General features: G+C 70.3%; 22 protein-coding genes. 10 read left to right on the top strand and 12 right to left on the bottom strand.

Going from position 1 to position 22,433, the window contains the following annotated elements; genetic code table 11:
• Window position 1: 1 nt before the first annotated feature.
• The 4 genes from DMB42_RS21350 to DMB42_RS21365 all read left to right on the top strand — a co-directional run bounded on the left by DMB42_RS21350 (window position 2) and on the right by DMB42_RS21365 (window position 5,485).
• The gene (locus DMB42_RS21350; protein WP_125636726.1) at window positions 2-625 is read left to right on the top strand and encodes a hypothetical protein; all 624 of its coding nucleotides are present in this window, start codon (window positions 2-4) and stop codon (window positions 623-625) included.
• A gap of 2 nt (window positions 626-627) precedes the next feature.
• Window positions 628-1,725 carry a C40 family peptidase gene (locus DMB42_RS21355; protein WP_125636727.1) on the top strand — a complete coding sequence of 366 codons (1,098 nt, stop codon included), beginning with the start codon at window positions 628-630 and terminating at the stop codon, window positions 1,723-1,725.
• A gap of 13 nt (window positions 1,726-1,738) precedes the next feature.
• The gene (locus DMB42_RS21360) at window positions 1,739-2,125 is read left to right on the top strand and encodes a (deoxy)nucleoside triphosphate pyrophosphohydrolase (RefSeq protein ID WP_125636728.1); all 387 of its coding nucleotides are present in this window, start codon (window positions 1,739-1,741) and stop codon (window positions 2,123-2,125) included.
• A gap of 2,034 nt (window positions 2,126-4,159) precedes the next feature.
• Complete coding sequence (locus tag DMB42_RS21365) at window positions 4,160-5,485, top strand: hypothetical protein (RefSeq protein WP_125636729.1); 1,326 nt, start codon at window positions 4,160-4,162, stop codon at window positions 5,483-5,485.
• A gap of 121 nt (window positions 5,486-5,606) precedes the next feature.
• Here DMB42_RS21365 and DMB42_RS21370 read toward each other — a convergent pair whose 3' ends face one another.
• The 7 genes from DMB42_RS21370 to DMB42_RS21400 form a co-directional block, all read right to left on the bottom strand.
• A complete protein-coding gene (locus tag DMB42_RS21370; RefSeq protein WP_125636730.1) occupies window positions 5,607-6,359 on the bottom strand; it encodes a succinate dehydrogenase/fumarate reductase iron-sulfur subunit in 753 nt (250 codons plus the stop codon).
• Window positions 6,356-8,242, bottom strand: coding sequence for a fumarate reductase/succinate dehydrogenase flavoprotein subunit (locus tag DMB42_RS21375; protein ID WP_125636731.1), 1,887 nt, complete (start codon window positions 8,240-8,242; stop codon window positions 6,356-6,358). Before DMB42_RS21375 ends, DMB42_RS21370 begins: the two co-directional genes overlap by 4 nt.
• Window positions 8,243-8,255: 13 nt before the next feature.
• Window positions 8,256-9,041 carry a hypothetical protein gene (locus DMB42_RS21380; RefSeq protein ID WP_125636732.1) on the bottom strand — a complete coding sequence of 262 codons (786 nt, stop codon included), beginning with the start codon at window positions 9,039-9,041 and terminating at the stop codon, window positions 8,256-8,258.
• A gap of 194 nt (window positions 9,042-9,235) precedes the next feature.
• Window positions 9,236-9,685, bottom strand: coding sequence for a response regulator (locus DMB42_RS21385; protein WP_125636733.1), 450 nt, complete (start codon window positions 9,683-9,685; stop codon window positions 9,236-9,238).
• Window positions 9,682-10,824: an ATP-binding protein gene (locus DMB42_RS21390; protein WP_260477830.1), complete on the bottom strand. Its 1,143-nt coding sequence runs from the start codon at window positions 10,822-10,824 to the stop codon at window positions 9,682-9,684. The genes DMB42_RS21385 and DMB42_RS21390 overlap by 4 nt, the downstream gene beginning before the upstream one ends.
• Complete coding sequence (locus DMB42_RS21395; protein ID WP_125636734.1) at window positions 10,821-11,957, bottom strand: PP2C family protein-serine/threonine phosphatase; 1,137 nt, start codon at window positions 11,955-11,957, stop codon at window positions 10,821-10,823. Before DMB42_RS21395 ends, DMB42_RS21390 begins: the two co-directional genes overlap by 4 nt.
• A gap of 31 nt (window positions 11,958-11,988) precedes the next feature.
• Window positions 11,989-12,918 (bottom strand): LysR family transcriptional regulator, encoded by a 930-nt coding sequence (locus tag DMB42_RS21400; protein ID WP_125636735.1) that lies wholly within the window; start codon window positions 12,916-12,918, stop codon window positions 11,989-11,991.
• Window positions 12,919-13,050: 132 nt separating this feature from the next.
• Here DMB42_RS21400 and DMB42_RS21405 point away from each other — a divergent pair, with 132 nt between their 5' ends.
• From DMB42_RS21405 to DMB42_RS21425, 5 genes are all read left to right on the top strand, one after another.
• Window positions 13,051-13,809: a succinate dehydrogenase cytochrome b subunit gene (locus DMB42_RS21405; protein WP_125636736.1), complete on the top strand. Its 759-nt coding sequence runs from the start codon at window positions 13,051-13,053 to the stop codon at window positions 13,807-13,809.
• On the top strand, window positions 13,806-15,731 hold the full coding sequence (locus tag DMB42_RS21410; protein ID WP_125636737.1) for a fumarate reductase/succinate dehydrogenase flavoprotein subunit: 1,926 nt from the start codon (window positions 13,806-13,808) through the stop codon (window positions 15,729-15,731). The genes DMB42_RS21405 and DMB42_RS21410 overlap by 4 nt, the downstream gene beginning before the upstream one ends.
• Window positions 15,728-16,468, top strand: a complete 741-nt coding sequence (locus DMB42_RS21415; protein WP_125636738.1) for a succinate dehydrogenase/fumarate reductase iron-sulfur subunit — start codon at window positions 15,728-15,730, stop codon at window positions 16,466-16,468. Before DMB42_RS21410 ends, DMB42_RS21415 begins: the two co-directional genes overlap by 4 nt.
• Window positions 16,469-16,631: 163 nt before the next feature.
• Window positions 16,632-17,165, top strand: coding sequence for an RNA polymerase sigma factor (locus DMB42_RS21420; protein ID WP_260477831.1), 534 nt, complete (start codon window positions 16,632-16,634; stop codon window positions 17,163-17,165).
• Entirely contained in the window at window positions 17,162-18,301 is a 1,140-nt protein-coding gene (locus DMB42_RS21425; protein WP_125636739.1) for a CU044_5270 family protein, read from the top strand. Before DMB42_RS21420 ends, DMB42_RS21425 begins: the two co-directional genes overlap by 4 nt.
• Here DMB42_RS21425 and DMB42_RS55070 read toward each other — a convergent pair.
• The 4 genes from DMB42_RS55070 to DMB42_RS53330 form a co-directional block, all read right to left on the bottom strand.
• Entirely contained in the window at window positions 18,285-18,413 is a 129-nt protein-coding gene (locus DMB42_RS55070; RefSeq protein WP_260477832.1) for a hypothetical protein, read from the bottom strand. The two genes, DMB42_RS21425 and DMB42_RS55070, sit on opposite strands and share 17 nt — an antisense overlap.
• Before the next feature lie 49 nt (window positions 18,414-18,462).
• Window positions 18,463-19,242 (bottom strand): class I SAM-dependent methyltransferase, encoded by a 780-nt coding sequence (locus tag DMB42_RS21430; RefSeq protein WP_125636740.1) that lies wholly within the window; start codon window positions 19,240-19,242, stop codon window positions 18,463-18,465.
• Between the two features lie 46 nt (window positions 19,243-19,288).
• Entirely contained in the window at window positions 19,289-20,443 is a 1,155-nt protein-coding gene (locus DMB42_RS21435; RefSeq protein ID WP_125636741.1) for an RtcB family protein, read from the bottom strand.
• Window positions 20,444-20,589: 146 nt separating this feature from the next.
• Entirely contained in the window at window positions 20,590-20,979 is a 390-nt protein-coding gene (locus DMB42_RS53330) for a VOC family protein (RefSeq protein ID WP_185844785.1), read from the bottom strand.
• Window positions 20,980-21,299: 320 nt separating this feature from the next.
• Between DMB42_RS53330 and DMB42_RS21445 the strand changes: the two genes are divergently transcribed.
• Complete coding sequence (locus DMB42_RS21445; RefSeq protein WP_125636743.1) at window positions 21,300-21,719, top strand: hypothetical protein; 420 nt, start codon at window positions 21,300-21,302, stop codon at window positions 21,717-21,719.
• 60 nt (window positions 21,720-21,779) lie between these two features.
• On the opposite strand, the gene DMB42_RS21450 is transcribed toward DMB42_RS21445, so the two are convergent.
• The gene (locus DMB42_RS21450) at window positions 21,780-22,400 is read right to left on the bottom strand and encodes a phosphotransferase (RefSeq protein WP_125636744.1); all 621 of its coding nucleotides are present in this window, start codon (window positions 22,398-22,400) and stop codon (window positions 21,780-21,782) included.
• Window positions 22,401-22,433: the final 33 nt, after the last annotated feature.

The raw sequence follows: 22,433 nt of genomic DNA on the forward strand, positions 1-22,433 counted from the left end.
CATGGCTCAGTCCGGTGACAAGCGCGGGCTGGCCTTCGCCGCGATCGTGGTGGTCATCGCCGCGGTCGGCCTCTACCTCACGATGTGGCCGAGCTCGGACGATCCGCCCGAGCCGGCCCCCGCCGGGGGTACGACGGCCGCCGCCGCGCCCTCGGCGACGAGCAAGCCGCTGGCCACGGCCAGTGCCGCGCCGTTCGACGTCTACTCGTACCTGCCGATGAAGAAGGAGCAGCTGGCCGCGGCGGCGGACCTCGCCGAACGCTTCACCGCCGTCTACGGCACCTTCAGGTACGACGAGGACGCGGCCGCCTACGCGGGCCGGGTCAAGGCGTTCACCACCGCCGAGCTGGGCAACATCCTCGCCAGGACGCTCACCTCGGCCGGCACCGTCCAGCAGAACCGCGACGACCAGATCATCTCCCAGGCCACGGCCAGGCTGAAGGAGATCAGGCAGATCGAGAAGACCTCCATCGTCTTCATCGTGACCGAGACCAGGCAGGTCAACGCGAAGAGCGGCGACCAGAAGGTCGTCGAGGACCTCGCGGTGACGGTGAGCCAGCTCGGCGCGGACTGGCGGATCTTCGACGTGCTGCCCGCGACCGAGGGCCAGGACGGGGACAGCTAGCGGTGAACCCCCCCTCCCGAACCCGTCTGGCTCTGCTGCTCGGAATCGCCGGGATCCTGCTCCTGGCCGCGATCATCATCTCGCCGATGTTGCTGGTCTCGATGCCGTCGTTCCTGAACGGCGACGGCGCCTCGATCGACTGCGAGGGCGGTACCAAGGTGGAGGAGGTGTCCGACTCGGGCGCCGCCGACATCCCGGGCGACTACCTCGATCTGTACAAGAAGTGGGGCAAGAAGATCGGCGTCCAGTGGAACATCCTGGCCGCCGTGGGCAAGCGCGAGACCGACCACGGCCGTTCGAACCTGGCCGGGGTGAAGAGCGGCACCAACTACGCGGGCGCGGCGGGCCCGATGCAGTTCCTGATCTCGACGTGGGGCGGCAAGGCGCAGGTCGCGATGTCCTCGACGTTCAACGGGTACGCCTCCGACGGCGACGGCGCCGGAGTGGGCGACGTCTACAACCCCGCCGACGCCATCCTGGGCGCCGCCAAGATGCTCAAGCGCAACGGCGCGCCCGAGAACGTCCGGCGGGCCCTGTTCACCTACAACCGCGCCTGGTGGTACGTCGACCAGGTCGAGGAGATCGCCAGGAAGTACGCCAAGTCGGGCGCGGTCGAGGTGCCGCCGCAGGCGTCGGAGGAGTGCGACGACCCCCTGGTCGCGGCCGCCCCCAGCGAGATCGTGGCCAAGATCCTCCAGTACGCGCTGGCGCAGCGCGGCAAGCCGTACCTGTGGGGCGGCACCGGGCCGGACGCGTTCGACTGCTCGGGCATCATCTACGCGGCCTACCGGGCGGCGGGGCTGAGCATCCCGCGTACCACGTTCACGCAGTGGCCGTTCGGGGTGAAGGTGTTAGCGGGTGAGGAGCAGCCCGGGGACCTGGTGTTCTTCAACGCCGGTCCGGGCACGTCGGCCGACAATCCCGGCCACGTCGGGCTGATCGTGTCGAAGGGCAAGATGGTGGAGGCCCGGTGCACGTTGTGCGGGCCGATCAAGGTCACGAGCTACCAGGCACGCGACAACAAGGTGGGCTTCACCCGTCCCCTCCAGAACCCCGACGTGCTCGATCAGCTCAAGAAGCTGCAGACTCCCGCACTGTGAGGATGACGGACGTATGAGCACGATCGTGGTAGCGGCGGTGATCGTCGCCCCCGGCGGCAGGGTGCTGGCCGCGCAGCGGGCCGCGCCCGCCGCGCTGGCCGGCGGCTGGGAGTTCCCCGGGGGCAAGGTGGACCCGGGGGAGGGCGAGGTCGTGGCGCTGATCCGGGAGTGCCGCGAGGAGCTCGGCGTGGAGATCACGGTGGGCGAGCGCGTGGGCGGGGACTGGGCGCTGTCGGAGGGGTACGTCCTGCGTGTCTGGCTGGCCACGCTCGCCTCCGGCACGCCCGAGGCCCGCGAGCATCTGGCGTTGCGGTGGCTGGGCCCCGGGGAGTATTACGACGTGGAGTGGCTGGGGGCCGACCTGCCGATCATGAAGACGGTGGAGAGTCTGCTTCAGTAGGGTTAGAGAGTCGCTCTCTGTGACATAACGATTACTAGGTGTAATTTGTCGCAGTGGGGGAGTCCGAGTGATGCGGCGTGGCTGGATCCTTTCTGGAGCGCTGATCCTGGTGGCGGTGCCCTCCGTGCCCGTGGCGGCGGCGGGGGTGACGCTCGTGCTCGAACGCGTGAGCGGCCCCGAGGGCGCGGGCAAGTGGATCAGGACGGGTGACGTCCAGAGGTTCAGGGTCCGGCTCAACGGGATGGCCAAGGGGGCCAAGGTCGCGGTGGCCACCAGCCCGGTGGAGGCGCTGGAGGGGTTGGCCTGTTCGCCCGCGGGGCCCAAGTCGGCAGACGACTTCTGGGGTGCGTCCCGGAGGGGCGACGGCGGCGCGGAACCTGGTGGGGACTTCGGCAGGGACTTCGGCAGGGACCTCGGCAGGGACTTCGGTGGAGACTCCGGCGGGGACGTCGAGTCGTGGCCGTCCGGCCGGGATGTAGTGGCGGGGGCGTCCGGTTCGGGAGGGCCGGGCGCGGCTCCCTTCCCGTACGCGGGAGGGGAGCCGGTGCCGTGGGGGGCCGCGGGCGCGATGGGGCCCGAGGTGGGTGAGGGGCCGTACGAACGGGATGCGTGGCAGCCCGTACCGGGCCGGCGCGCGACGCGGGCGGGGGCCGCCGAGGAGGGTGCGCCGCAGTTCGGTGTCGGGGTGGAGGCTCCGGGGGCCGATGGAGGGCAGGGCTTGTCGCAGGCGGAAAGCGGGCGGCAGGCCGAGAGCGGGCGGCAGGCGGCGGGGGTGTTGGCCGCGGCGGCGCTGGCCGGAGGGGAGGGCTCGGCTCTCACCGGAGGTGCGCTGCCCGGCGCCGGGGTGTGCGCGCTCGGGGCCGTCTCGGGGGAACGCGCGGTTGACGTGACCTTCCGGGCGCCTGCGGGGGCCAAGGAGGTGGTGCTCACGGCGGTGGCCAGGTTGCGGGAGCCCTCCGGTGGGTTGACGACCATGAGCAGGACCACCGCCGTGCCGGTGGCCGAGGAGATGCCACGCGAGGTCGCCACGATCAGCGGCCAGGCGGTACGCGTCCCTCCGGCGGAGGCGCGCAACCGGCGGCGGGGGGCGGGAGGACGTACCGGCGCGGGGACCGCGGCGGGAGGCGGAGGCGCCGCCGGACTGCTGTGGGGGACGGGTGCGGGGGCGACGGGTACCGGGTTGACGCCGGGGACGGGGGCCGGGCTGCTGCCGGGGGGCGTCGGCGGGACGACGCGAGGTGGCATCGTCGGCGGGGGCGGTGTGTCCTCGGGGCATCGCGGTCTTCCCGGCGGCACCTCGGGGCTGGGTGCCGGAGGCGGGGCCCACGCGGCGTCTCCCCGAGCGGGAGAAATCGGGGGTGCGTTGGGTGCGCTTCCCCGAGCGGGGGGTGCTGCGGGGGCGCTTCCTCGGGCGGGTGGGGCTCAGGGCGTTCTCCCGGGGGTGGGGGGTGTCCAGAAGGTGTTGCCGCAGGCCGGTGGTACGGGGGGTGCTCTTGGGGCGTTTCCGCGTGCGGGAGGTTTGGGGCAGGGCGCTGTGACTGGAGGGGGCGGGGTCGCGTCCGGCGGTGTGCCGGGGGTGGCGCAACCTGGTGTCCCAGGTGGTGGGGTGGCGCAGGGAGGGATCCCCGGTGGCGCGGTTCAGGGAGGGCTGCCGGGTGGTGCGGTTCAAGGTGGGCTGCCTGGGGGGCTCGTCCAAGGAGGGCTGCCTGGGGGGTCGGTTCGTCCGGGGCAGGTAGGTGGGGGTGTCTCGGGGATGCCCGAGGGCGCGGGTGGTGGGGCGCCTTGGCCGGTGCAGGTGGTGGTGGCGCGGAAACCGGTACGGCCGGTCGCGTACGCCAGCCCCCTGGACGGGCCGCGCGGTTTGTCGCTGGTCATTGGGGGGATCGGGGTGTTGTTGCTAGCTCTGTGGCTGGTCGCGCGCATACAACGCAGCAGACATAAGCCGCGAAACGTATGGTGATTACGTCTTTACTGTGGCTTTGACCCGACTAGTATTCCCTTGACCATGGTTCCGGGACTATGCGGAGGGCTCCGGTGGCACGCACGCGAGCGACAGCCGTGTCCGCGATCGTCCTCGCGTTAGGGCTCACGGGTGTCGGCGTGGCCCCGTTCGTCGGCCAGAGCGCGAGTGCTTCTGTCAGCCGCGCGGCCTTCGACCCGGCGGTGGAGCCGTGCGACGCGGGTGAGACCTGCGACCCGCAGACCACGGTCACGGTCACCACGACGCTGGGTTCGCCGACGCCGGAGGATGCTCCGGAGACGACGATCACCCACACCGTCACCGCGTCCCCCACGAAGACCACCAAAGCGCCGAAGCCACCCAAGACCACCACCGCGCCCACGCCTCCGCCCGTGCAGGAGACGACGCAGCAGCCGATCGCGCCCCTGCCCACCGCGCAGACCACGGCCGGGCCGCTGCCCACGGAACCCACGACGGAGCAGTCCGTCGAGATGCCCTCCCTCGCGCCGTCCGACACGCCGACCGTGACCCCGCCGAGCGACACCGCCCCGACCACGGACTCGGTCCAGCTTGAGGTGCGCAAGGCCGCGCCGGAGTTCGACCAGAAGTCGCTGACGCAGAAGCTCAGCATCCCGGCGCTGGTGCTGGTCCTGCTCGCGCTGTTCGCGGTGCTCATCTTCGAGGGACGACTGCGCCGCGTCGCCCACGCGGCCGCGGTACGCAAGGCCGGTCCCCAGGCGGCGACCCGTACGGATATGCCGCCGCCCGGCTACCCGGCCGGCCCCGGGTACGCCACGGCGGCCTTCCCGGCCCCGGGTTACCCGGGCGGTACGGCGTACGCGCCGATCATCAGCTTCGTCCCGGTCCAGACCTACCCGACCGCCCAGCCCGGCTACGGCCCGGTCTACCAGGACCCGTACGGCGGCCAGCCCGGTTACGCGCCCGAGCCGGCGCCCCCGACCGTGCCCGAGCCCGTCGTGCTGCACCCGGACGAGTTCGACTCCTACAACGAGCCCGCGCCGAGCCCCAAGGACTACCGGGACCCGTTCGAGCCGCTGGTCCCGGCCGAGCAGCCGCCGGGTGACATCCCGCCGGGCGGCGCGAAGCCGTACGAGGACGAGCGTGAGTTCCCGCTCGCGCCGGCCGCGGCGGCGGAGAGCGGCGACTCCGAGCCCTGGCAGCAGGGCGCGTCCCTGTTCGAGCCGAGGCAGCCCCAGCAGGCCCCGCCGGTTCAGCAGCAACCGTCGTCGCCGCCGGAGGGGTACCGGCCGCCGCCGTACCTGCCGCCGGAGGGGGACGCGGCGACGGTCGTCCACCCGCTGCCGCCGCTGCCGCCGGAGGGCGCCACCCAGGAGATGCCCGACCCCAAGCACAAGAAGAAGCGCTGGGGCCGCAAGTAACCGAACGCGGAACGCCGAACGCCGAACGCCGAACGCCGAACGCGGAAGCGGGGGCCGGATCCGATCCGGCCCCCGCTTCCGCGTTCCGTCGCCTACAGTGGCTTCGGCTTTCCGCCGCTGCTTACTTGGCGCGCTTGAAGATCTTGTTGCCCAGCCACACCAGCGGGTCGTACTTGCGGTCGGCCACGCGCTCCTTCATCGGGATGAGCGCGTTGTCGGTGATCTTGATGTGCTCGGGGCAGACCTCGGTGCAGCACTTGGTGATGTTGCAGTAGCCGAGCCCGTGCTCGTCCTGGGCGGATTCCTGCCGGTCGGCCACGTCATACGGGTGCATGTCCAGCTCGGCGATCCGCATGAGGAAGCGGGGACCGGCGAAGGCCGGCTTGTTCTCCTCGTGGTCGCGGATCACGTGGCAGACGTTGTTGCACATGAAGCACTCGATGCACTTGCGGAACTCCTGGGAGCGCTCGACATCGACCTGCTGCATGCGGTACTCGCCCGGCCGTACGCCGGCCGGCGGGGTGAACGAGGGGATCTCGCGGGCCTTCTGGTAGTTGAAGGACACGTCGGTGACCAGGTCCTTGATGACGGGGAAGGTCCGCATCGGGGTGACCGTGATGGTCTCGTCCTCGGAGAAGGTGGACATCCGGGTCATGCAGCCCAGCCGGGGCTTGCCGTTGATCTCCATGCTGCACGAGCCGCACTTGCCGGCCTTGCAGTTCCAGCGCACCGCCAGGTCGGGGGCCTGCGTCGCCTGGAGCCTGTGGATGATGTCGAGGACGACCTCGCCCTCGTTCACCTCGACGGTGAAGTCCTCAAGCTTGCCCTCGCCGCCCTCACCACGCCAGACCTTGAACTTCGCCTTGTAACTCATTTGGCAATCCCGTCGAACTCGGCCATCTCTTCGTCGGTGAGGTACTTCTTCAGCTCGTCCCGGTCGAACAGGGTGATCAGGTCGTCGCGCATGGACGGCTGGATCTTCTCCGCGACCTGGACGTCGCCGCCGTCCGCGGTGGAGCAGACGAGCAGCTTGCGGCGCCAGTCGGGATTCATCCCGGGGAAGTCGTCGCGCGTGTGGCCGCCGCGGCTCTCCTCACGCAGCAGGGCGGCGCGGGCCACGCACTCGGAGACCAGCACCATGTTCCGCAGGTCGATCGCCAGGTGCCAGCCGGGGTTGTAGATCCGCGAGCCGGCCGCGCCGACCTGGCGTACGCGCTCCTTGAGCTTCTCCACGACCTCCATGGCCTCGGAGACCTCTTCGGCCTTGCGGATGATGCCGACCAGCTCGTTCATGGTGCGCTGGAGCTCGTGGTGCACCTCGTACGGGTTCTCGCCGTCGCGCTGGAGGGGCGCCAGGGCCTCCTCGTGAGCGGCGTCCACGAGTTCCTGGTCGATCTTGGGGCGGGCCTTGAGGCCGTCCACGTACGCCGCCGCGCCCGCGCCCGCGCGCCGTCCGAACACCAGCAGGTCGGACAGCGAGTTGCCGCCCAGCCGGTTGGAGCCGTGCATGCCGCCGGACACCTCGCCCGCCGCGAACAGCCCGGGTACGGCCGCCGCGCCGGTGTCGGCGTCCACCTCGACGCCGCCCATGATGTAGTGGCAGGTCGGGCCCACCTGCATGGGCTCGGCGGTGATGTCGACGTCGGCCAGCTCCTTGAACTGGTGGTGCATCGACGGCAGCCGCTTCTTGATCTCCTCGGCCGGCAGGCGGGTCGAGACGTCGAGAAAGACGCCGCCCTGGGGGGATCCGCGACCGGCCTTGACCTCGGAGTTGATCGCGCGGGCCACCTCGTCACGCGGCAGCAGCTCCGGCGGGCGCCGGTTGTTGGCCTGGTCGTTGTACCAGCGGTCGCCCTCCTCCTCGGTGGTGGCGTACTTGTCCTTGAACACCTCGGGGATGTAGTCGAACATGAAGCGCTTGCCCTCGGAGTTGCGCAGCACGCCGCCGTCGCCGCGGACGGACTCGGTGACGAGGATGCCGCGCACGGACGGCGGCCAGACCATCCCGGTGGGGTGGAACTGGATGAACTCCATGTTGATCAGGTTGGCGCCGGCGAGCAGGGCCAGGGCGTGGCCGTCGCCGGTGTACTCCCAGGAGTTGGAGGTGACGACGTACGACTTGCCGATGCCGCCGGTGGCCAGGACCACCGCGGGGGCGTCGAAGAGCAGGAAGTTGCCGGTCTCGCGCCAGTAGCCGAACGCGCCGGAGATGCGGTCGCCGTCCTTGAGCAGGCGGGTGACCGTGCACTCGGCGAAGACCTTGATGTAGGCCTCGTGGTCGCCGTGCGTCTCGAAGTCCTCCTGCTGGAGCGCGACGACGCGCTGCTGCAGCGTGCGGATCAGCTCCAGGCCGGTACGGTCGCCCACGTGTGCGAGCCGCGGGTACTCGTGACCGCCGAAGTTCCGCTGGCTGATCTTGCCGTCCTTGGTGCGGTCGAACAGCGCGCCCCACGCCTCCAGCTCCCAGACGCGGTCGGGGGCCTCCTTGGCGTGCAGTTCGGCCATGCGCCAGTTGTTGAGGAACTTGCCGCCCCGCATGGTGTCACGGAAGTGCACCATCCAGTTGTCGTCGGAGTTGACGTTCCCCATGGCGGCGGCCGCGCCGCCCTCGGCCATGACGGTGTGCGCCTTGCCGAACAGCGACTTGCAGACGATCGCCGTGCGCTTGCCCTGCTGGCGGGCCTCGATGGCGGCCCGTAGCCCGGCGCCGCCCGCACCGATGACGACGACGTCGTATTCGTGACGCTCGATTTCCACTTGAAGAAGTCCTTTATGCGAACGGGAAGGCGATGACGCCCTTGGCGACCATGCGGACGTAGAAGTCGGCGATCATGACCGAGAACATCGAGGCCCAGGCGAGCTGCTGGTGCTTGGCGTTCAGCTTGGAGACGAACGTCCAGGCCCGGTAGCGCAGCGGGTGACGGGAGAAGTGGTTCAGCCTGCCCGCGGTGATGTGCCGGCACGAGTGGCACGACAGCGTGTAGACGTTGATCAGCACGGCGTTGACGACCAGGATCCACGTGCCGAGGCCCTGCGGCTTGTGCACGAGCGCCAGGACGGCGTCGTAGGCCAGGACGAGGCCGATGACGATGGCCGCGTAGAAGAAGTACCGGTGGATGTTCTGGATGATCAGCGGGAAGCGGGTCTCACCGGTGTACTTGCCGTGCGGCTCCTGGACGGCGCACGCGGCCGGCGACAACCAGAACGAGCGGTAGTACGACTTGCGGTAGTAGTAGCACGTCAACCGGAACCCGCCGGGCAGGCCGAGGATGAGCAGCCCCGGCGGCAGGGTGAACCAGTCGCCGATCGGTGCCCACCCGAACAGCCGCGCGCCCTCGGGGCACGCCGTGGTCAGACAGGGCGAGGCGAACGGGGCGATGTACGGATCGACGAAATAACTGCCGTCGATGATCGCCCACACACCGTAGACAAGGAACGAGCTGAGCCCGAGGAATGTCAGCAGCGGGACCAGCCACCACCTGTCGGTGCGCAGCGTGCGCACCTTTACCTGGGCGCGCTGCCTTCTGACCGGGGCTTCGGGCGTCGTCTGGGTCATCGCGGACCTCTCCACCTCCCGCGGACCCTGCACACAGGGGGTCCGGGTCGTTTCACTGGGCGCGCGTACGGCGGGTGCGGTACCGCTCTGGGCGCGCATTGGTGGGGGATACGTTACGACGACCGCATAGGATTTTGTGAGCGGGGTCACTCACTTTTTCGATGACCTGATGTGATTCCTGTCACGTACGCGCGTCAGGGCCGCTGTCCTTGGTCCGGGAGCTTCACCACGGTGACGAAAAAATCATCTATTTGCCGGACAACACGGATAAATTGCTCGAAATCCACGGGCTTCGACACATAGGCGTTGGCGTGCAGCCGGTAGCTGTGCAGGATGTCCTCCTCCGCCTCCGAGGTCGTCAGGATCACCACCGGGATCGTCCGCAGCGTGGCGTCGGCCTTGACCTCGCGCAACACCTCCAGGCCGTTCATCCGGGGCAGGTTGAGGTCGAGCAGGATCAGGTCGGGCCGGGGCGCGTCGGCGTAGGCGTGCTCCCGACGCAGGTACGCCATCGCCTGCTCGCCGTCGTTGACCACGTTGAGCCGGTTCCTGACCTTGTTGAGCTCGAACGCCTCCCTGGTGAGCAGGATGTCCCCCTGGTCGTCCTCCACAAGGAGCACGTCGATCGGGCGCCAGTCCGTCATGAGTCGTCTCCCGCCGCCGGCAGCGTCCAGCGGAACGTGGCGCCCCGGCCGGCCGGCGTGTCGTCGAGCCAGAGCTGTCCGCCGTGGTACTCGACGATCTTGCGGCAGAGGGCCAGGCCGATGCCGGTCCCGGGGTAGACGTCCCGGGGGTGGAGCCGCTGGAAGATCAGGAAGATGCGGTCGGCGTACTTGGGCTCGACGCCGATGCCGTTGTCGGAGCAGCTGAACTCCCACAGGTCGCCCTTCCGCTCGGCTGTGACGCGCACGTTCGGCGGGGACTCCGAGCGGAACTTGATCGCGTTCTCGACGAGGTTCTGGAAGAGCTGGGTGAGCTGCAGCCGGTTGCCCGTGACCACCGGCAGGTCCTCCCGGGTGACGGTGGTGCCGGTGTCCTCGATCGCGGCCGACAGGTTGTCCAGGGCGCGGTCCAGGGCCTCGCCCGAGTCGGTCGGCACCCGTTCGCCGCTCACCCGGCCGACCCTGGAGAAGTCGAGCAGGTCGTTGATCAGGAGTTGCATGCGCTTGGCGCCGTCGACCGCGTAGTGGATGTACTGCCGGGCGCGGTCGTCGAGCTGCGTGCCGTAGCGCTGCTCCAGCATCTGGGTGAAGCTGGCGACCTTGCGCAGCGGCTCCTGGAGGTCGTGGCTGGCGACGTAGGCGAACTGCTCCAGCTCGCCGTTCGACCTGCGCAGCTCCTCGGCCTGGTCGGCGGCCTCGCGCCAGGCCGAGACGATACGGCGGCGCATGGAGTCGACGTGGCTGGACAGCTCGCTCAGCTCGGCCGGCCGGTCCACGCCGAGCCGGTGGTCGAAGTCGCCGGCGGCGACCGTGCGTACCTGCTCGCTGAGCTGGGCGACGGGCTTCAGGACGGCGTACCTGACGATGAACGCCAGCCCCGCACCGCAGGCCAGCAGCACCGCGAACAACACGATCAGCGCCACGTTGAGCCGGTCGAGCTGGGCGGCCACCTCGGGCCTCGGGCCGAGGGAACGCGCGTGCGCGATCATCGCCATGGTGACCACCACGCCGGCCGCGAACGCGACCCCCGCAACCGCGCCGATGAACAGGAACCAGCGGGCGACCGGCAGCCGGCCGACCCCGGTCGGCTGCTTCGGGGGAGGCAGTGGATGGATGCTCACGGCGACCTCCTCGACACCAGGACGACCGCGAGGTCGTCGCTCAGCCTGCCGGCGTGCCGGATCAGCCGGTCGAGGTCGATGACGCCGTGCTCGCGCACCAGGCCGACCAGGCCGTCGACGCCGAGCTGCCCCTTCTGCTCACCGACGGCGGCCTCGATCAGGCCGTCGGTGTAGAACATCATCGACCACTCCTCGCCCAGCGGCACGTCGATGACCGTCCACTCGGCGTCGGCGAAGATGCCGAGCGGCGGCCCCGAGGGCGCGTCGGCCACCACCGTGGGGACGCCGTCGCGGACCAGCACCGGCGGCGGGTGCCCGACCACGCGCAGCCGGGCGTGCAGCAGGTCGGGAGTGAGCGTGGCCGTGCACAGCGTGGTGAAGATCTCGGGAGCCTTGCGCTCGGCGCGCAGCAGGGCGTCCATCGTGCGCAGCAGCGTGTCGCCGGTCTGACCGGCCAGCACCAGCGTGCGCCAGGCGATGCGCAGCGCCACGCCGAGCGCGGCCTCGTCCGGCCCGTGGCCGCACACGTCGCCCACCACGACGTGCACCGCGCCGTCGGCGGTCTGGACCATGTCGAGGAAGTCGCCGGCCAGCAGCGTGCCCTGGTCGCCGGGCAGGTAGCGGATCTGGTGGGTGATCCCGTCGGTGCGCAGCAGGGGCACCGGGAGCAGGCCGCCCTCCAGGCGGGCGTTCTCCTTGGCCGTCAGCTCGGCCTCGAACAGTCTGAGCTGGGCCAGGTCGGCCCGCTTGCGCTCCATGGCGTACCGGATCGACCTGGCCAGCAGCCGGGCGTCCACGTCCTGCTTGACCAGGTAGTCCTGGGCGCCGGCCTGGACGGCGCTGACGCCCACGTGGACGTCCCTGAGCCCGGTCAGGACGAGCACCGCCGTGTGCGGCGCCAGCGCGAGCACCTCCTCCAGCGCTTCGAGCCGGCTGGCGTCGGGCAGCGTGAGATCGACGAGCACGCACTGGACCGCCGGGCCGAGCTTGGTCCTGGCCTCCTGGAGGCTGCGCGCCCGGAAGATCCTCGGCGGCGCCTCGGCCTGTTCGAGCAGTTCCTCGACGAGGAAGGCGTCGCCGTCATCGTCCTCGATGAGGAGCAGTGTCAGCGTTTCGGTGAGGTTTGCCGTCACACGCCTCTCCGGGGAGTCGGGCCGTTGCTGCTCATTCTGCGATGAGTTCGACCCCTTGCGGAAGCGTGCCTTCCTGGCCGGCTTCGACCACGAAGGAGAGCAGGGTCTCCCGGAACGCCTGCGCGGCCCTGGTCGGGTCGACGTCCTTGCGGTGGGCCAGGGCGATCGTACGGCTCAGACCGGGCGGCGCGAGCGGCGTGCCCGACAACCCCGGCCGCCCGTCGAGCACCATCGACGGCACCACGGCCACGCCGAGCCCCGCCTCCACGAACCGCAGCACCGCGTCCATCTCCCCGCCCTGCACCGAGAACCTGGGCTCGAACCCGGCCTGGCGGCAGGCGGTGAGGGTCGCCTCGCGCAGGTCGTAACCACGTCTGAACATCACCATCTGCCTGCCGCGCAGGTCCTCGATCCGCAGGTACGGCCCCCGCATCCGCTCATGGGAGGGCGCGACCACGACGAGGTTCTCCCGCAGGATCTCCTCGGTCACCAGCGAGGGGTCGTCGCTCTGCAGCGGCATGATGATCAGCGACAGGTCGAGCTGCCCCCTGGCCAGCGCCCTGACCAGGTCACGCGAGCCGCCCTCCTCCACCAGCAGCTCCACCCCCGGGTACGCCCGATGGAAGCGGGCCAGCGCGTCGGCCAGCAGCCCCGCGCACAACGACGGCGTGGCCCCCAGCCGCACCCGGCCCCGGCGCAGCCCCGCCAGCTCGGCCACCTCCTGGCGGGCGGTGTCGGCGTCGGCCAGCATCCGGCGGGCCAGGGGGAGCAGCGCCTCGCCCGCCGCCGTCAGCGTGACGTTGCCGCGCGCGCGGGAGAACAGCCGCGCGCCGAGGTCGCTCTCCAGAGCCTTGATCTGCTTGCTGAGCGAGGGCTGGGCGACCCGCATGCGCTCGGCCGCCTGGGTGAAGTGCCTGGTCTCCGCGACCGCCACGAAGTAGGCGAGCTGTTGCAACTGCATGTGATTTTCCTCGCACCGGCCGAGCATTTTTCCTTATGCCGACCGTATAAACCAAGCATCATAGCCGGAAGCTATGGAAACCAGATCCGCGATGACTTGGACGGATCATTGCTGGATACCTAGCGTTCAAACGTGACTGCCACGATAGAGCGCGGCGCCGCCACCGCGCCTGTTAACGCCCCCAAGGGTGCCTCGCACGCACCAACGTCCAAGAAGCCGAGCCGGTTCCTGAGCTCGTCGAACGGCAAGAAAGTCGTCATGGCCGTCACGGGCGCCGTGATGGTGTCCTTCCTTGTCCTTCACATGCTGGGCAACCTCAAGATCTTCCTCGGCAAGGACTCGTTCAACGAGTACGCCGACGCGCTGCGCACGCTGTTCGAGCCCATCGCGCCGTACCGGACGGTGCTGACGATCCTGGAGATCGGGCTCGTCGTCTCGGTCGTCCTGCACATGTGGGCCGCGATCTCGCTGGCGCGCAAGGCCGCCAAGGCCCGTCCGGTCAAGTACGTGGCCAAGAAGTCCCAGGCCAACGGCTACGCCACGCACATCATGCGGTTCGGCGGCCTGACGATCCTGCTCTTCGTGATCTGGCACCTGCTCGACCTCACCTTCGGCGTCGTGAACCCCAAGGGCTTCGACTCCGCGCCCGCCGACCGCATGGTCGCCGGCTTCGACGCCTCCCGCTGGTGGGTGACCCTCATCTACCTGGTGGCCGTCGTCATGGTCGGCCTGCACCTGCGGCACGGCATCTGGAGCGCCTTCCAGACGCTCGGCTGGGCCAACCGCAACCGCAACCGCGGCCTGCGCCTGACGGCCGGCCTGGTCTCGGCGGTCCTGGTGATCGGCTTCCTGGCCCCGCCCCTCGCGATCACGTTCGGAGTTGTGAAGTGAAGTACACCGAAGGCTCGGAGATCCGGGACTCCAAGGCTCCCGCCGGTCCGATCGAGGAGCGGTGGGAGAAGCGGAAGTTCAGCGCCAAGCTGGTCAACCCCGCCAACAAGCGCAAGCTCAACGTGATCGTCGTCGGCACCGACCTGGCGGGCGGCTCGGCCGCGGCGACCCTCGGCGAGCTGGGCTACAACGTCAAGTCGTTCTGCTACCAGGACACGCCCCGGCGCGCCCACTCCATCGCCGCGCAGGGTGGCATCAACGCCGCGAAGAACTACCGCGGCGACGGCGACTCGATCTACCGGCTCTTCTACGACACGGTCAAGGGCGGCGACTTCCGCGCCCGCGAGTCGAACGTCTACCGCCTGGCCCAGGTCTCGGTGAACATCATCGACCAGGCCGTGGCCCAGGGCGTGCCGTTCGCCCGCGAGTACGGCGGCCTGCTGGACACCCGTTCCTTCGGCGGCGCCCAGGTCTCCCGTACGTTCTACGCCCGCGGCCAGACGGGGCAGCAGCTCCTGCTGGGGGCGTACCAGGCGCTGGAGCGGCAGATCGCGGCCGGGACCGTGGAGATGCACACCCGCCACGAGATGCTCGACCTGATCGTCTCCGACGGGCGGGCGCGCGGCGTCATCGTGCGCGACATGGTGACCGGCGAGATCGAGCGGCACCTGGCCGACGCCGTGGTGCTGGCCACCGGCGGTTACGGCAACGTCTTCTTCCTGTCCACGAACGCCAAGGGCTGCAACACGACGGCCATCTGGCGGGCGCACGAGCGCGGCGCGTACCTCGCCAACCCGTGCTACACGCAGATCCACCCGACCTGCATCCCGGTCTCCGGCGAGTACCAGTCGAAGCTGACGCTGATGTCGGAGTCGCTGCGCAACGACGGCCGCGTGTGGGTGCCGCTGCGCAAGGACGACGACCGGGCCCCCGGAGACATCCCGGAGGAGGAGCGCGACTACTACCTGGAGCGCATCTACCCCGCCTTCGGCAACCTGGTCCCGCGTGACATCGCCTCCCGCGCCGCCAAGAACGTCTGCGACGAGGGCCGCGGTGTCGGCCCCGGCGGGCTCGGCGTCTACCTCGACTTCCGCGACGCCATCGGCCGCCTCGGCCGCGACGCCGTGGAGAAGAAGTACGGCAACCTCTTCGAGATGTACGAGCGCATCACCGGCGAGAACCCGTACGACGTGCCGATGCGCATCTACCCCGCGGTCCACTACACGATGGGCGGCCTGTGGGTGGACTACGACCTGCAGTCCACGATCCCCGGCCTGTTCGTGATCGGCGAGGCCAACTTCTCCGACCACGGCGCCAACCGGCTCGGCGCCTCGGCGCTGATGCAGGGCCTGGCCGACGGGTACTTCGTGCTCCCGACCACGATCGGCGACTACCTGGCCAACGGCCCGTACGGCGAGGTGGACGAGGAGGCCGTGGCCGAGGCGGAGATCAAGGTCCGTACCAGGATCGACCGCCTGATGTCGGTGAACGGCACCCGCACCCCCGACTCCTTCCACCGCGAGCTGGGCAAGCTCATGTGGGACTACTGCGGCATGGAGCGCACCGAGGAGTCGCTGCGCAAGGCCCTGGAGCGCATCCCCGAGCTGCGCGAGGAGTTCTGGAAGAACGTCAAGGTGTCCGGCACCGCCGAGGAGCTGAACCAGGTCCTGGAGAAGGCCGGCCGCGTCGCCGACTTCTTCGACCTGGCCGAGCTCATGTGCCTGGACGCCCTCGTCCGCACCGAGTCCTGCGGCGGCCACTTCCGCGCCGAGTCGCAGGACCCCGACGGCGAGGCCCTGCGCGACGACGAGCACTTCGCGCACGTCTCGGCCTGGGAGCGCACGCCCTCCGGCGAGACGGTGCTGCACAAGGAAGCGCTCGAGTACGAGTACGTCAAGATGACCCAGCGGAGCTACAAGTGAACCTGACCCTCAAGGTCTGGCGTCAGAACGGCGCTTCGGACGCCGGACGCATGGTGACGTACCGGGTGGAGGACGTGTCCCCGGACATGTCGTTCCTGGAGATGCTGGACGTGCTGAACGAGCGGCTGATCCTGGAGGGCGACGACCCGATCGCCTTCGACCACGACTGCCGCGAGGGCATCTGCGGCATGTGCGGCATGGTCATCAACGGCGTGGCGCACGGCGAGCAGCGTGCCACGACGACGTGCCAGCTCCACATGCGCCACTTCGAGGACGGCGCCGAGATCACCATCGAGCCGTGGCGCGCCGCGCCGTTCCCGGTGGTGAAGGACCTGGTCGTGGACCGCAGCGCGTTCGACCGCATCATCCAGGCGGGCGGGTTCGTCTCGGTCCCGGCCGGTTCGGCCCCGGACGCGCACAGCGTCCCGGTGCGCAAGGAGGACGCCGACGCCGCGTTCGACGCCGCGACCTGCATCGGCTGCGGCGCCTGCGTGGCGGCCTGCCCGAACGGCTCGGCCTCCCTGTTCACCGCCGCCAAGATCACCCACCTCAGCCTGCTGCCCCAGGGCCAGCCGGAGCGCCTGACCCGCGCCAAGGCCATGGTGGACCAGATGGACGCCGAGGGCTTCGGCGGCTGCACGAACACCGGCGAGTGCACGGCCGTGTGCCCCAAGGGCATCCCGCTGGACGCGATCGCCCAGATGAACAGCGACTATCTCAAGGCCAACGCCAAGTAGGTACGGTCTCGCAGGCCCCGTCCCGGTACGCACCGGGGCGGGGCTTCTGCGTACGGTCGGCTCGCACGACATCTGATGATTTCCGAACGAGCTGTAACAACAGGGGCGCTCGGACCACTTCCCGGTGTCAGAAAGAACGCACCAGGGACGAAGGGGCTGCGCGGTGACGGATGATTCCCGCCGTTTCACCGGCATGTACGACGAATGCCGACAACGGGTGTGGGCCTACGTGGTCAGTCGTGCGGGCCGGCAGGTGGCCGACGAGGTGGTGAGCGAGACGTTCGCCGTCGCGTGGCGGCGGCTGGACGACGTGCCCGAGCCGCCGCTGCCGTGGCTGCTCGGCGTGGCGCGCAATCTCCTGCGGGACGACGCCCGCTCACAGGCCCGCAGGGACGCGCTGGCCGCCGAGGTGGGCTCGTGGACCGAGGAGGACGGCCGCACGGACGTGGCCGAGCAGGTGACCGAGCGCATGGGCGTGCTGCGGGCCCTGGCCGCCCTGAACGAGGACGACCGGGAGGTGCTGATGCTGGTCGCCTGGCACGGCTTGTCGCCCAAGGAGGGCGCCCGGGTCGTCGGCTGCTCGACGGCGACCTTCCGCGTACGGCTGCACCGGGCCAGGAAGCGGCTCGCGCACGCCATGGAGTCTCCCGAACCGTCCCGTACCTACGTGCGCAACCTCAGCGAGGAGTGGTCATGAACCCGATCGACGAACTCCGGGCCGCCCGGCCCGCGCACCTCGGCGACCGGCCGGTGGACGAGCGCACCAGGGCCGCCGAACTGGCACAAGCCATGGCGGTCCCGCGGCGGACGCGCCGCCGGCGCAAGGCCGTACGGCCGGTGCTGGGGCTCGCGGCCCTCGCGGCCGGGGCGACCGCCGTGGCCGTCGTGGTGGCGGGCAACACCGCGCCCCCGCCGCAGCGGCAGGCGCCGCAGGCCGGGCCGAGCGTGTCCGCGACGCCGCGCAAGGTCACGCTGTCGGCCAGGGACGTGCTCCTGGCCGCCGCGGAGAAGGCCGGCCGGCAGCCCGACCGTACCGGTGACTGGTGGCACACCACGGCGGTGAGCAGGCACGTCTACCCTGCCGTGAAGGGCGGGTACCTGGTCGAGGACCGGCAGCGGATCGAGGCGTGGACGCCCCGCGCGACCGGCGGCGACCAGTGGAGCCGCGAGCAGACGCTCGGCGCCCGGCCCGCCGGCGAGGCCGACCGGGCGGCCTGGGAGCAGGCGGGCTCGCCCACGAAGATCGACGTGATCGTGCCGGGGAAGAAGCTGGCCCCGATGAGTCTGTCGACGGCCTCTCGCGAGCCCGTCACCGGCCACAGCCCGCTGGTGGACGGCGACAAGGTGTTCTGGCTCGGCCGGAACGTCACGATGAAGGACCTGCGCGGCCTGCCGGACGAGCCGGGGAAGCTGAAGAAGTGGCTGCTCGACTCCTATGACGGGCATTCGACCGAGTCGTCCAGCGTGAAGATGTCCTCCGACGCCTGGCTGTTCGCGGTCAGCGTCGGGCTGATCGTCGACATGCCGGTGACGCCGCAGGTGCGCGGCGCGGCGTTCCGCATGCTGGCCGGGCTCGACTCCGTGAAGGTCGTCCAGGACGTCACCGACGCCGAGGGCCGCACCGGCACCGCCGCGGCCGCCGCGGCCGGCGACGCCAAGACCGGCCTGCGGGAGAGCCGCCTGATCTTCGACGAGACGACCGGGCAGGCGCTGGGCAGGGAGAGCGTCGTGGTCGAGCCGCGCGGCGCGCAGGCGGGCCTGGAGCCGGGCACGGTGTGGAGCTCCGAGGCGCTCCTGGAGGCCGGCTGGACGGACGTCAGCCCCAAGCGGTGACGACGCCCCGTACGGTGGCGAACGCGGCGTTGACCACCGATTCGTACCGGGTCCACTCGGCCTCTTCCACGGGGGCGCGGCCGTGCTGGACGATGGTGTTCGCGCAGGTCACCGCGAGCACCCTCTCCGGGGCCGGGCCGCCGCCAGGGCTGGGTGGCCCGTCACAGGCGCCGGACGCGCAGCACGCCGGTCAGCATCGGCAGGGTGAACTCCCCACGGGCGGTCTCCGGCCCGCTCGCCAGGAACGCGCGGATCCGGCCCAGCGTGGCCTCCCGCTCCCGGTCCGGCATGACGAGCATCCCGGCGCGCGTCGCGATGGTCGCGACGAGCGAGTCGGCGGTACGGCGCTGCCCGTGCGGGAACTCGGCCTGCTCCGGCGAGCCGAACCGGGCGCTCCCGCCGGTCCTCGGAAGGTGCATGGCGGCCGTCTCGGCCCGCCAGCTCGCGGGCGTGTCCCGCGGGCCGACGGCCGCGCTCCCGCTGACCCGCGCGAGCCCGGCGACCCACTCGACCCGGTCGTCCATGAGGTTCCACAAACCGGCCAGGACGCCGCCGGGGGCGAGGACCCGGGCGATCTCGGGCCCCGCGACGGCCATGTCGAACCAGTGCATGGCGTTGCCGGCCACCACGGCGTCGACGGACCCGTCCGGCAGCGGGATCGCCTCGGCGCTGCCCGCCAGGGCACGGACACCCGGCAGCGAACGACGCAGCTCGGCCAGCATCGCCGGGTCGGGCTCGACCGCGACGACCTCGGCGCCCAGCTCGGCCAGCGTGGCGGTCAGCTTGCCGGTCCCGGCGCCGAAGTCGATCACGCGCGGGCCGGGCGCGGCCTCAAGCGCCCAGCGCACCGCCGCACGCGCGTAGTCGGGCCGGTGCTCGGCGTACGCGACCGCCGCCGTGCCGAACGACGAAGCATGCGAAAGCTGTTCATCCTCATCCATACGATCACGCTACCGCCGCAGGCGGGACGTTCCCGGTGGCCGGAGGTCAGCCCTTGTAGTTGAAGACCTGGCGCAGGGTGTGCTGCACCTCGACCAGGTCCTTCTGGTCGGCCATCACCTGGTCGATCGGCTTGTACGCGTCCGGGTGCTCGTCCACCAGGGCGGCGGCGCGATCCGCGTTCCAGGTGCGGCCGCTCATCGCCTCGGTCAGCGAGCGGACCGACAGCTCCCGCTTGGCCTTGGTCCGTGACATCCGGCGTCCGGCGCCGTGGGAGCAGGAGTTGTACGACTCCGGGTTCCCCCGGCCGCGCACGATGTACGAGCGGGTGCCCATCGAGCCCGGGATCACGCCTTCGTCGCCGGTGTCGGCCTTGATGGCCCCCTTGCGGGTGATCCAGAGCGACTTGCCGTAATGGGTCTCCTGCTGGGTGAAGTTGTGGTGGCAGTTGATCGTACGGACGCGCTGACCCTTGCCGACGACCTTGAACAGGGCGTCGATCAGGACCTTGTCCATCCGGGCCCGCGAGGCCATCGCGTAGTGCTGGGCCCACAACATGTCCTCAATGTAGGCGGTGAACTCCGGCGTGCTCTGCACGAGGTAGGCGAGGTCCGGGTCCTCCAGGCCGACGGCCTGCTTCCTCATCAGCTTCTTCGCGCCCGTGATGTGCATCTGGGCGAGCTGGTTGCCGATGCCGCGCGAACCCGAGTGCAGCACCGTCCAGACGTGGTCACGCTCGTCGAGGCAGACCTCGACGAAGTGGTTGCCGGAGCCGAGGGTGCCGAACTGCTCGGCCACCTTCTTCGTCTGCTTCGGGTTGAGGTCGGTGTACGGGACCCCGAGGTCGCTCAGCGTACGGTCGATCGACGGGTCGTCGTGGCCCTTGCCGACGCCGGCGGGGATGCGGCGCTCCACCATCGGCATCAGGGCGGCGAGGGTGTCGGGGAGGTCCGCGGCCGTGAGCGTCGTCTCGGTGGCCACCATTCCGCAGCCGATGTCCACGCCGACGGCGGCGGGGATGATGGCGTTCTCCGTGGGAATGACCGAGCCGACCGTCGCGCCGATTCCCACGTGCGCGTCGGGCATGAGAGCGACGTGGCCGGAGACGAACGGCAGGCGGGCGGTGCGTGCGGCCTGCATGATCGCGCCTTCGTCGATCTCGCTGGCCCACGACAGCAGGTTCGGTGCGGGCTGGTTCGGCATGGGTTGATCTCCTCACTGGTTCGTGATCAGTCTGGCTGCACCCAGGGAGGAATTCCCACTCATTTTATCGAACGCGCGATTTATGCCGCATATCATTCGGTACCAATACATTCTCCCGTCCGTCATTTCCGTCTCAAAGACGCACGTCAGGGGTGGGGAACCGATCCGGCGCGATCGGAGGCGCTGCGCAGGACGCAGAACTCGTTGCCCTCGGGGTCGGCGAGGATCGTCCAGCCCGTGCCGTCCGGTTCGCGGAGGTCGGCGACCAGGGTGGCGCCCAGGTGCAGCAGGCGGTCCACCTCCTCGTCGCGGGTGGAGTCGGGGCGCAGGCACAGGTGCACCCGGTTCTTCACCGCCTTCGGCTCCGGCACCTTGTTGAAGTGCAGGATCGGGCCCTCCCGCAACATCACCCGCGTCTCCTCGTCCCCCGGGCCGTCCTCCGGGTGGACGGGACAGCCGGTCACCTCGCTCCAGAAGCGGGCCAGCTCGTACGGGTCCGCGCAGTCGATCGCGACATTCTGCAGTACCGAAACCATGGATGGGATCCTCCCCCAAAGCGGGGCGCCTGTCCCGTGGGAGCCGTCGCGCGTCGCCGATCGCGAGGTTGCTGTGGTCAAGATCACCTGACTCGCCGCGACGCCGGAGGAGCCCTCGTACGGACCCGGCCGGGCGCACCGGGGACGCCCGTGTGACCTGCGGCGAACCCCGGCTCCGGGCGGTCCTCCCGTAGAGCCGGAAGGTCGTGGATATCGGGGGAGCCGAAATCGCATTTAGGTGTTGTTCGCCTGCTGTTCGCTTTCTTGATCACTCGCTGCGCGAAGCTGACGCACGTTCAAGAGCGACAGTAAGGACGAACATGCGCACGATCACCAAGACGTTCTTCGCCGCGGGTGTGCTCGCCTGCGGTCTGGCGAGCGCCCTGCCCGCCCAGGCCACGACCGCCGCCGTGGACCCGGCGGGCGTGTGCGGGTCGGGGTTCCGAGTCATCGACTCCCACCCGTTCAAGTCCGGCAGCACCGCGCTGGGCACGATCTACCTGTCCTACAACTCCAGCACCGGCAAGAACTGTGTGGTGACGGTCAACAAGACGCCGTACACGCGGTGGATGCGGGCGACGCTGAGCGTGCAGGGCGGCGCGACCAAGACCGACGCCGGTGAGTTCAAGTCGTACGCCGGACCGGTGATCCTGTCCGCGACCAACACCTGCGTCAAGTGGGGCGGCGCCTGGGACGAGTCGCCGTATGTGTGGACCAGCGGCTGGAGCCACTGCGGCTGATCCCGCCCGAAGGACGTCCGAGCCTCGCGTCCGGGGCTCGGACCCCGCAGGAGGGTTGTGTCAGGCGGTCCAGGAGGCCGTGAGGTCGAGGCGTTCGCGCCACAACTTCTCGCCGCCCCCGCCCGCCTCCCAACGGCCGCAGAAGTCGAGCAGGTCGCGGCAGCGGGCCACCATCGAGGCGTGCCGCTCGGCCCAGGCGGGCACCGGGCCGCCGTAGGCGTCGAAGAAGCGCGGCAGCAGGGGCACGTGCTCGGGATGGTGGACGCGGACGATCCACTCGCACCAGGCGAGGTCCTCGACCGGCCGGCCCGGGTGGGCCCACTCCCAGTCGAGGATCGCGGTCGTCTCGAACGTGGCGGGGTCGAACAGCAGGTTCTGGGGGCCGTAGTCGCCGTGCACGATGCCGAGACGGTGGATGCGGGCCAGCACCCTGCCGCACTCGGCCAGCACCTCGGCCGCCCGGCCCGCGTCGAGCAGGTCCTGGCCGTGGGCGCCGGCCACGAAGCGGGTCGTCAGGCTCGTGGCGGTGATCTGGTGCACGCGCGGGACCGGGAGCCGCCCCCGCAGGCGGCGCAGGTATCTGCTCTCCGTGCCCAGCCTGAACGCGGCCTCCGGGCCCTGGTAACACTTCACGACCAGAGCGCCGTCGCCGACCGTGCTGTTGGTGTACCCGTGCTCCACAGCCAACGATTCTGGCGCACCGGCACCCCTTCC

The organism is Nonomuraea sp. WAC 01424, assembly GCF_003947315.1.
Taxonomy (GTDB): Bacteria; Actinomycetota; Actinomycetes; order Streptosporangiales; family Streptosporangiaceae; genus Nonomuraea; species Nonomuraea spiralis.

What these genes read in the sequence shown, in the direction of transcription:
- DMB42_RS21350 (WP_125636726.1), top strand. Translation starts at nt 2, where the DNA reads ATGGCTCAGTCCGGTGACAAGCGCGGGCTGGCCTTCGCCGCGATCGTG.
- DMB42_RS21360 (WP_125636728.1), top strand. Translation starts at nt 1,739, where the DNA reads ATGAGCACGATCGTGGTAGCGGCGGTGATCGTCGCCCCCGGCGGCAGG.
- DMB42_RS21370 (WP_125636730.1), bottom strand. Translation starts at nt 6,359, where the DNA reads ATGAGTTACAAGGCGAAGTTCAAGGTCTGGCGTGGTGAGGGCGGCGAG.
- DMB42_RS21380 (WP_125636732.1), bottom strand. Translation starts at nt 9,041, where the DNA reads ATGACCCAGACGACGCCCGAAGCCCCGGTCAGAAGGCAGCGCGCCCAG.
- DMB42_RS21385 (WP_125636733.1), bottom strand. Translation starts at nt 9,685, where the DNA reads ATGACGGACTGGCGCCCGATCGACGTGCTCCTTGTGGAGGACGACCAG.
- DMB42_RS21400 (WP_125636735.1), bottom strand. Translation starts at nt 12,918, where the DNA reads ATGCAGTTGCAACAGCTCGCCTACTTCGTGGCGGTCGCGGAGACCAGG.
- DMB42_RS21425 (WP_125636739.1), top strand. Translation starts at nt 17,162, where the DNA reads ATGAACCCGATCGACGAACTCCGGGCCGCCCGGCCCGCGCACCTCGGC.
- DMB42_RS21430 (WP_125636740.1), bottom strand. Translation starts at nt 19,242, where the DNA reads ATGGATGAGGATGAACAGCTTTCGCATGCTTCGTCGTTCGGCACGGCG.
- DMB42_RS21435 (WP_125636741.1), bottom strand. Translation starts at nt 20,443, where the DNA reads ATGCCGAACCAGCCCGCACCGAACCTGCTGTCGTGGGCCAGCGAGATC.
- DMB42_RS53330 (WP_185844785.1), bottom strand. Translation starts at nt 20,979, where the DNA reads ATGGTTTCGGTACTGCAGAATGTCGCGATCGACTGCGCGGACCCGTAC.
- DMB42_RS21445 (WP_125636743.1), top strand. Translation starts at nt 21,300, where the DNA reads ATGCGCACGATCACCAAGACGTTCTTCGCCGCGGGTGTGCTCGCCTGC.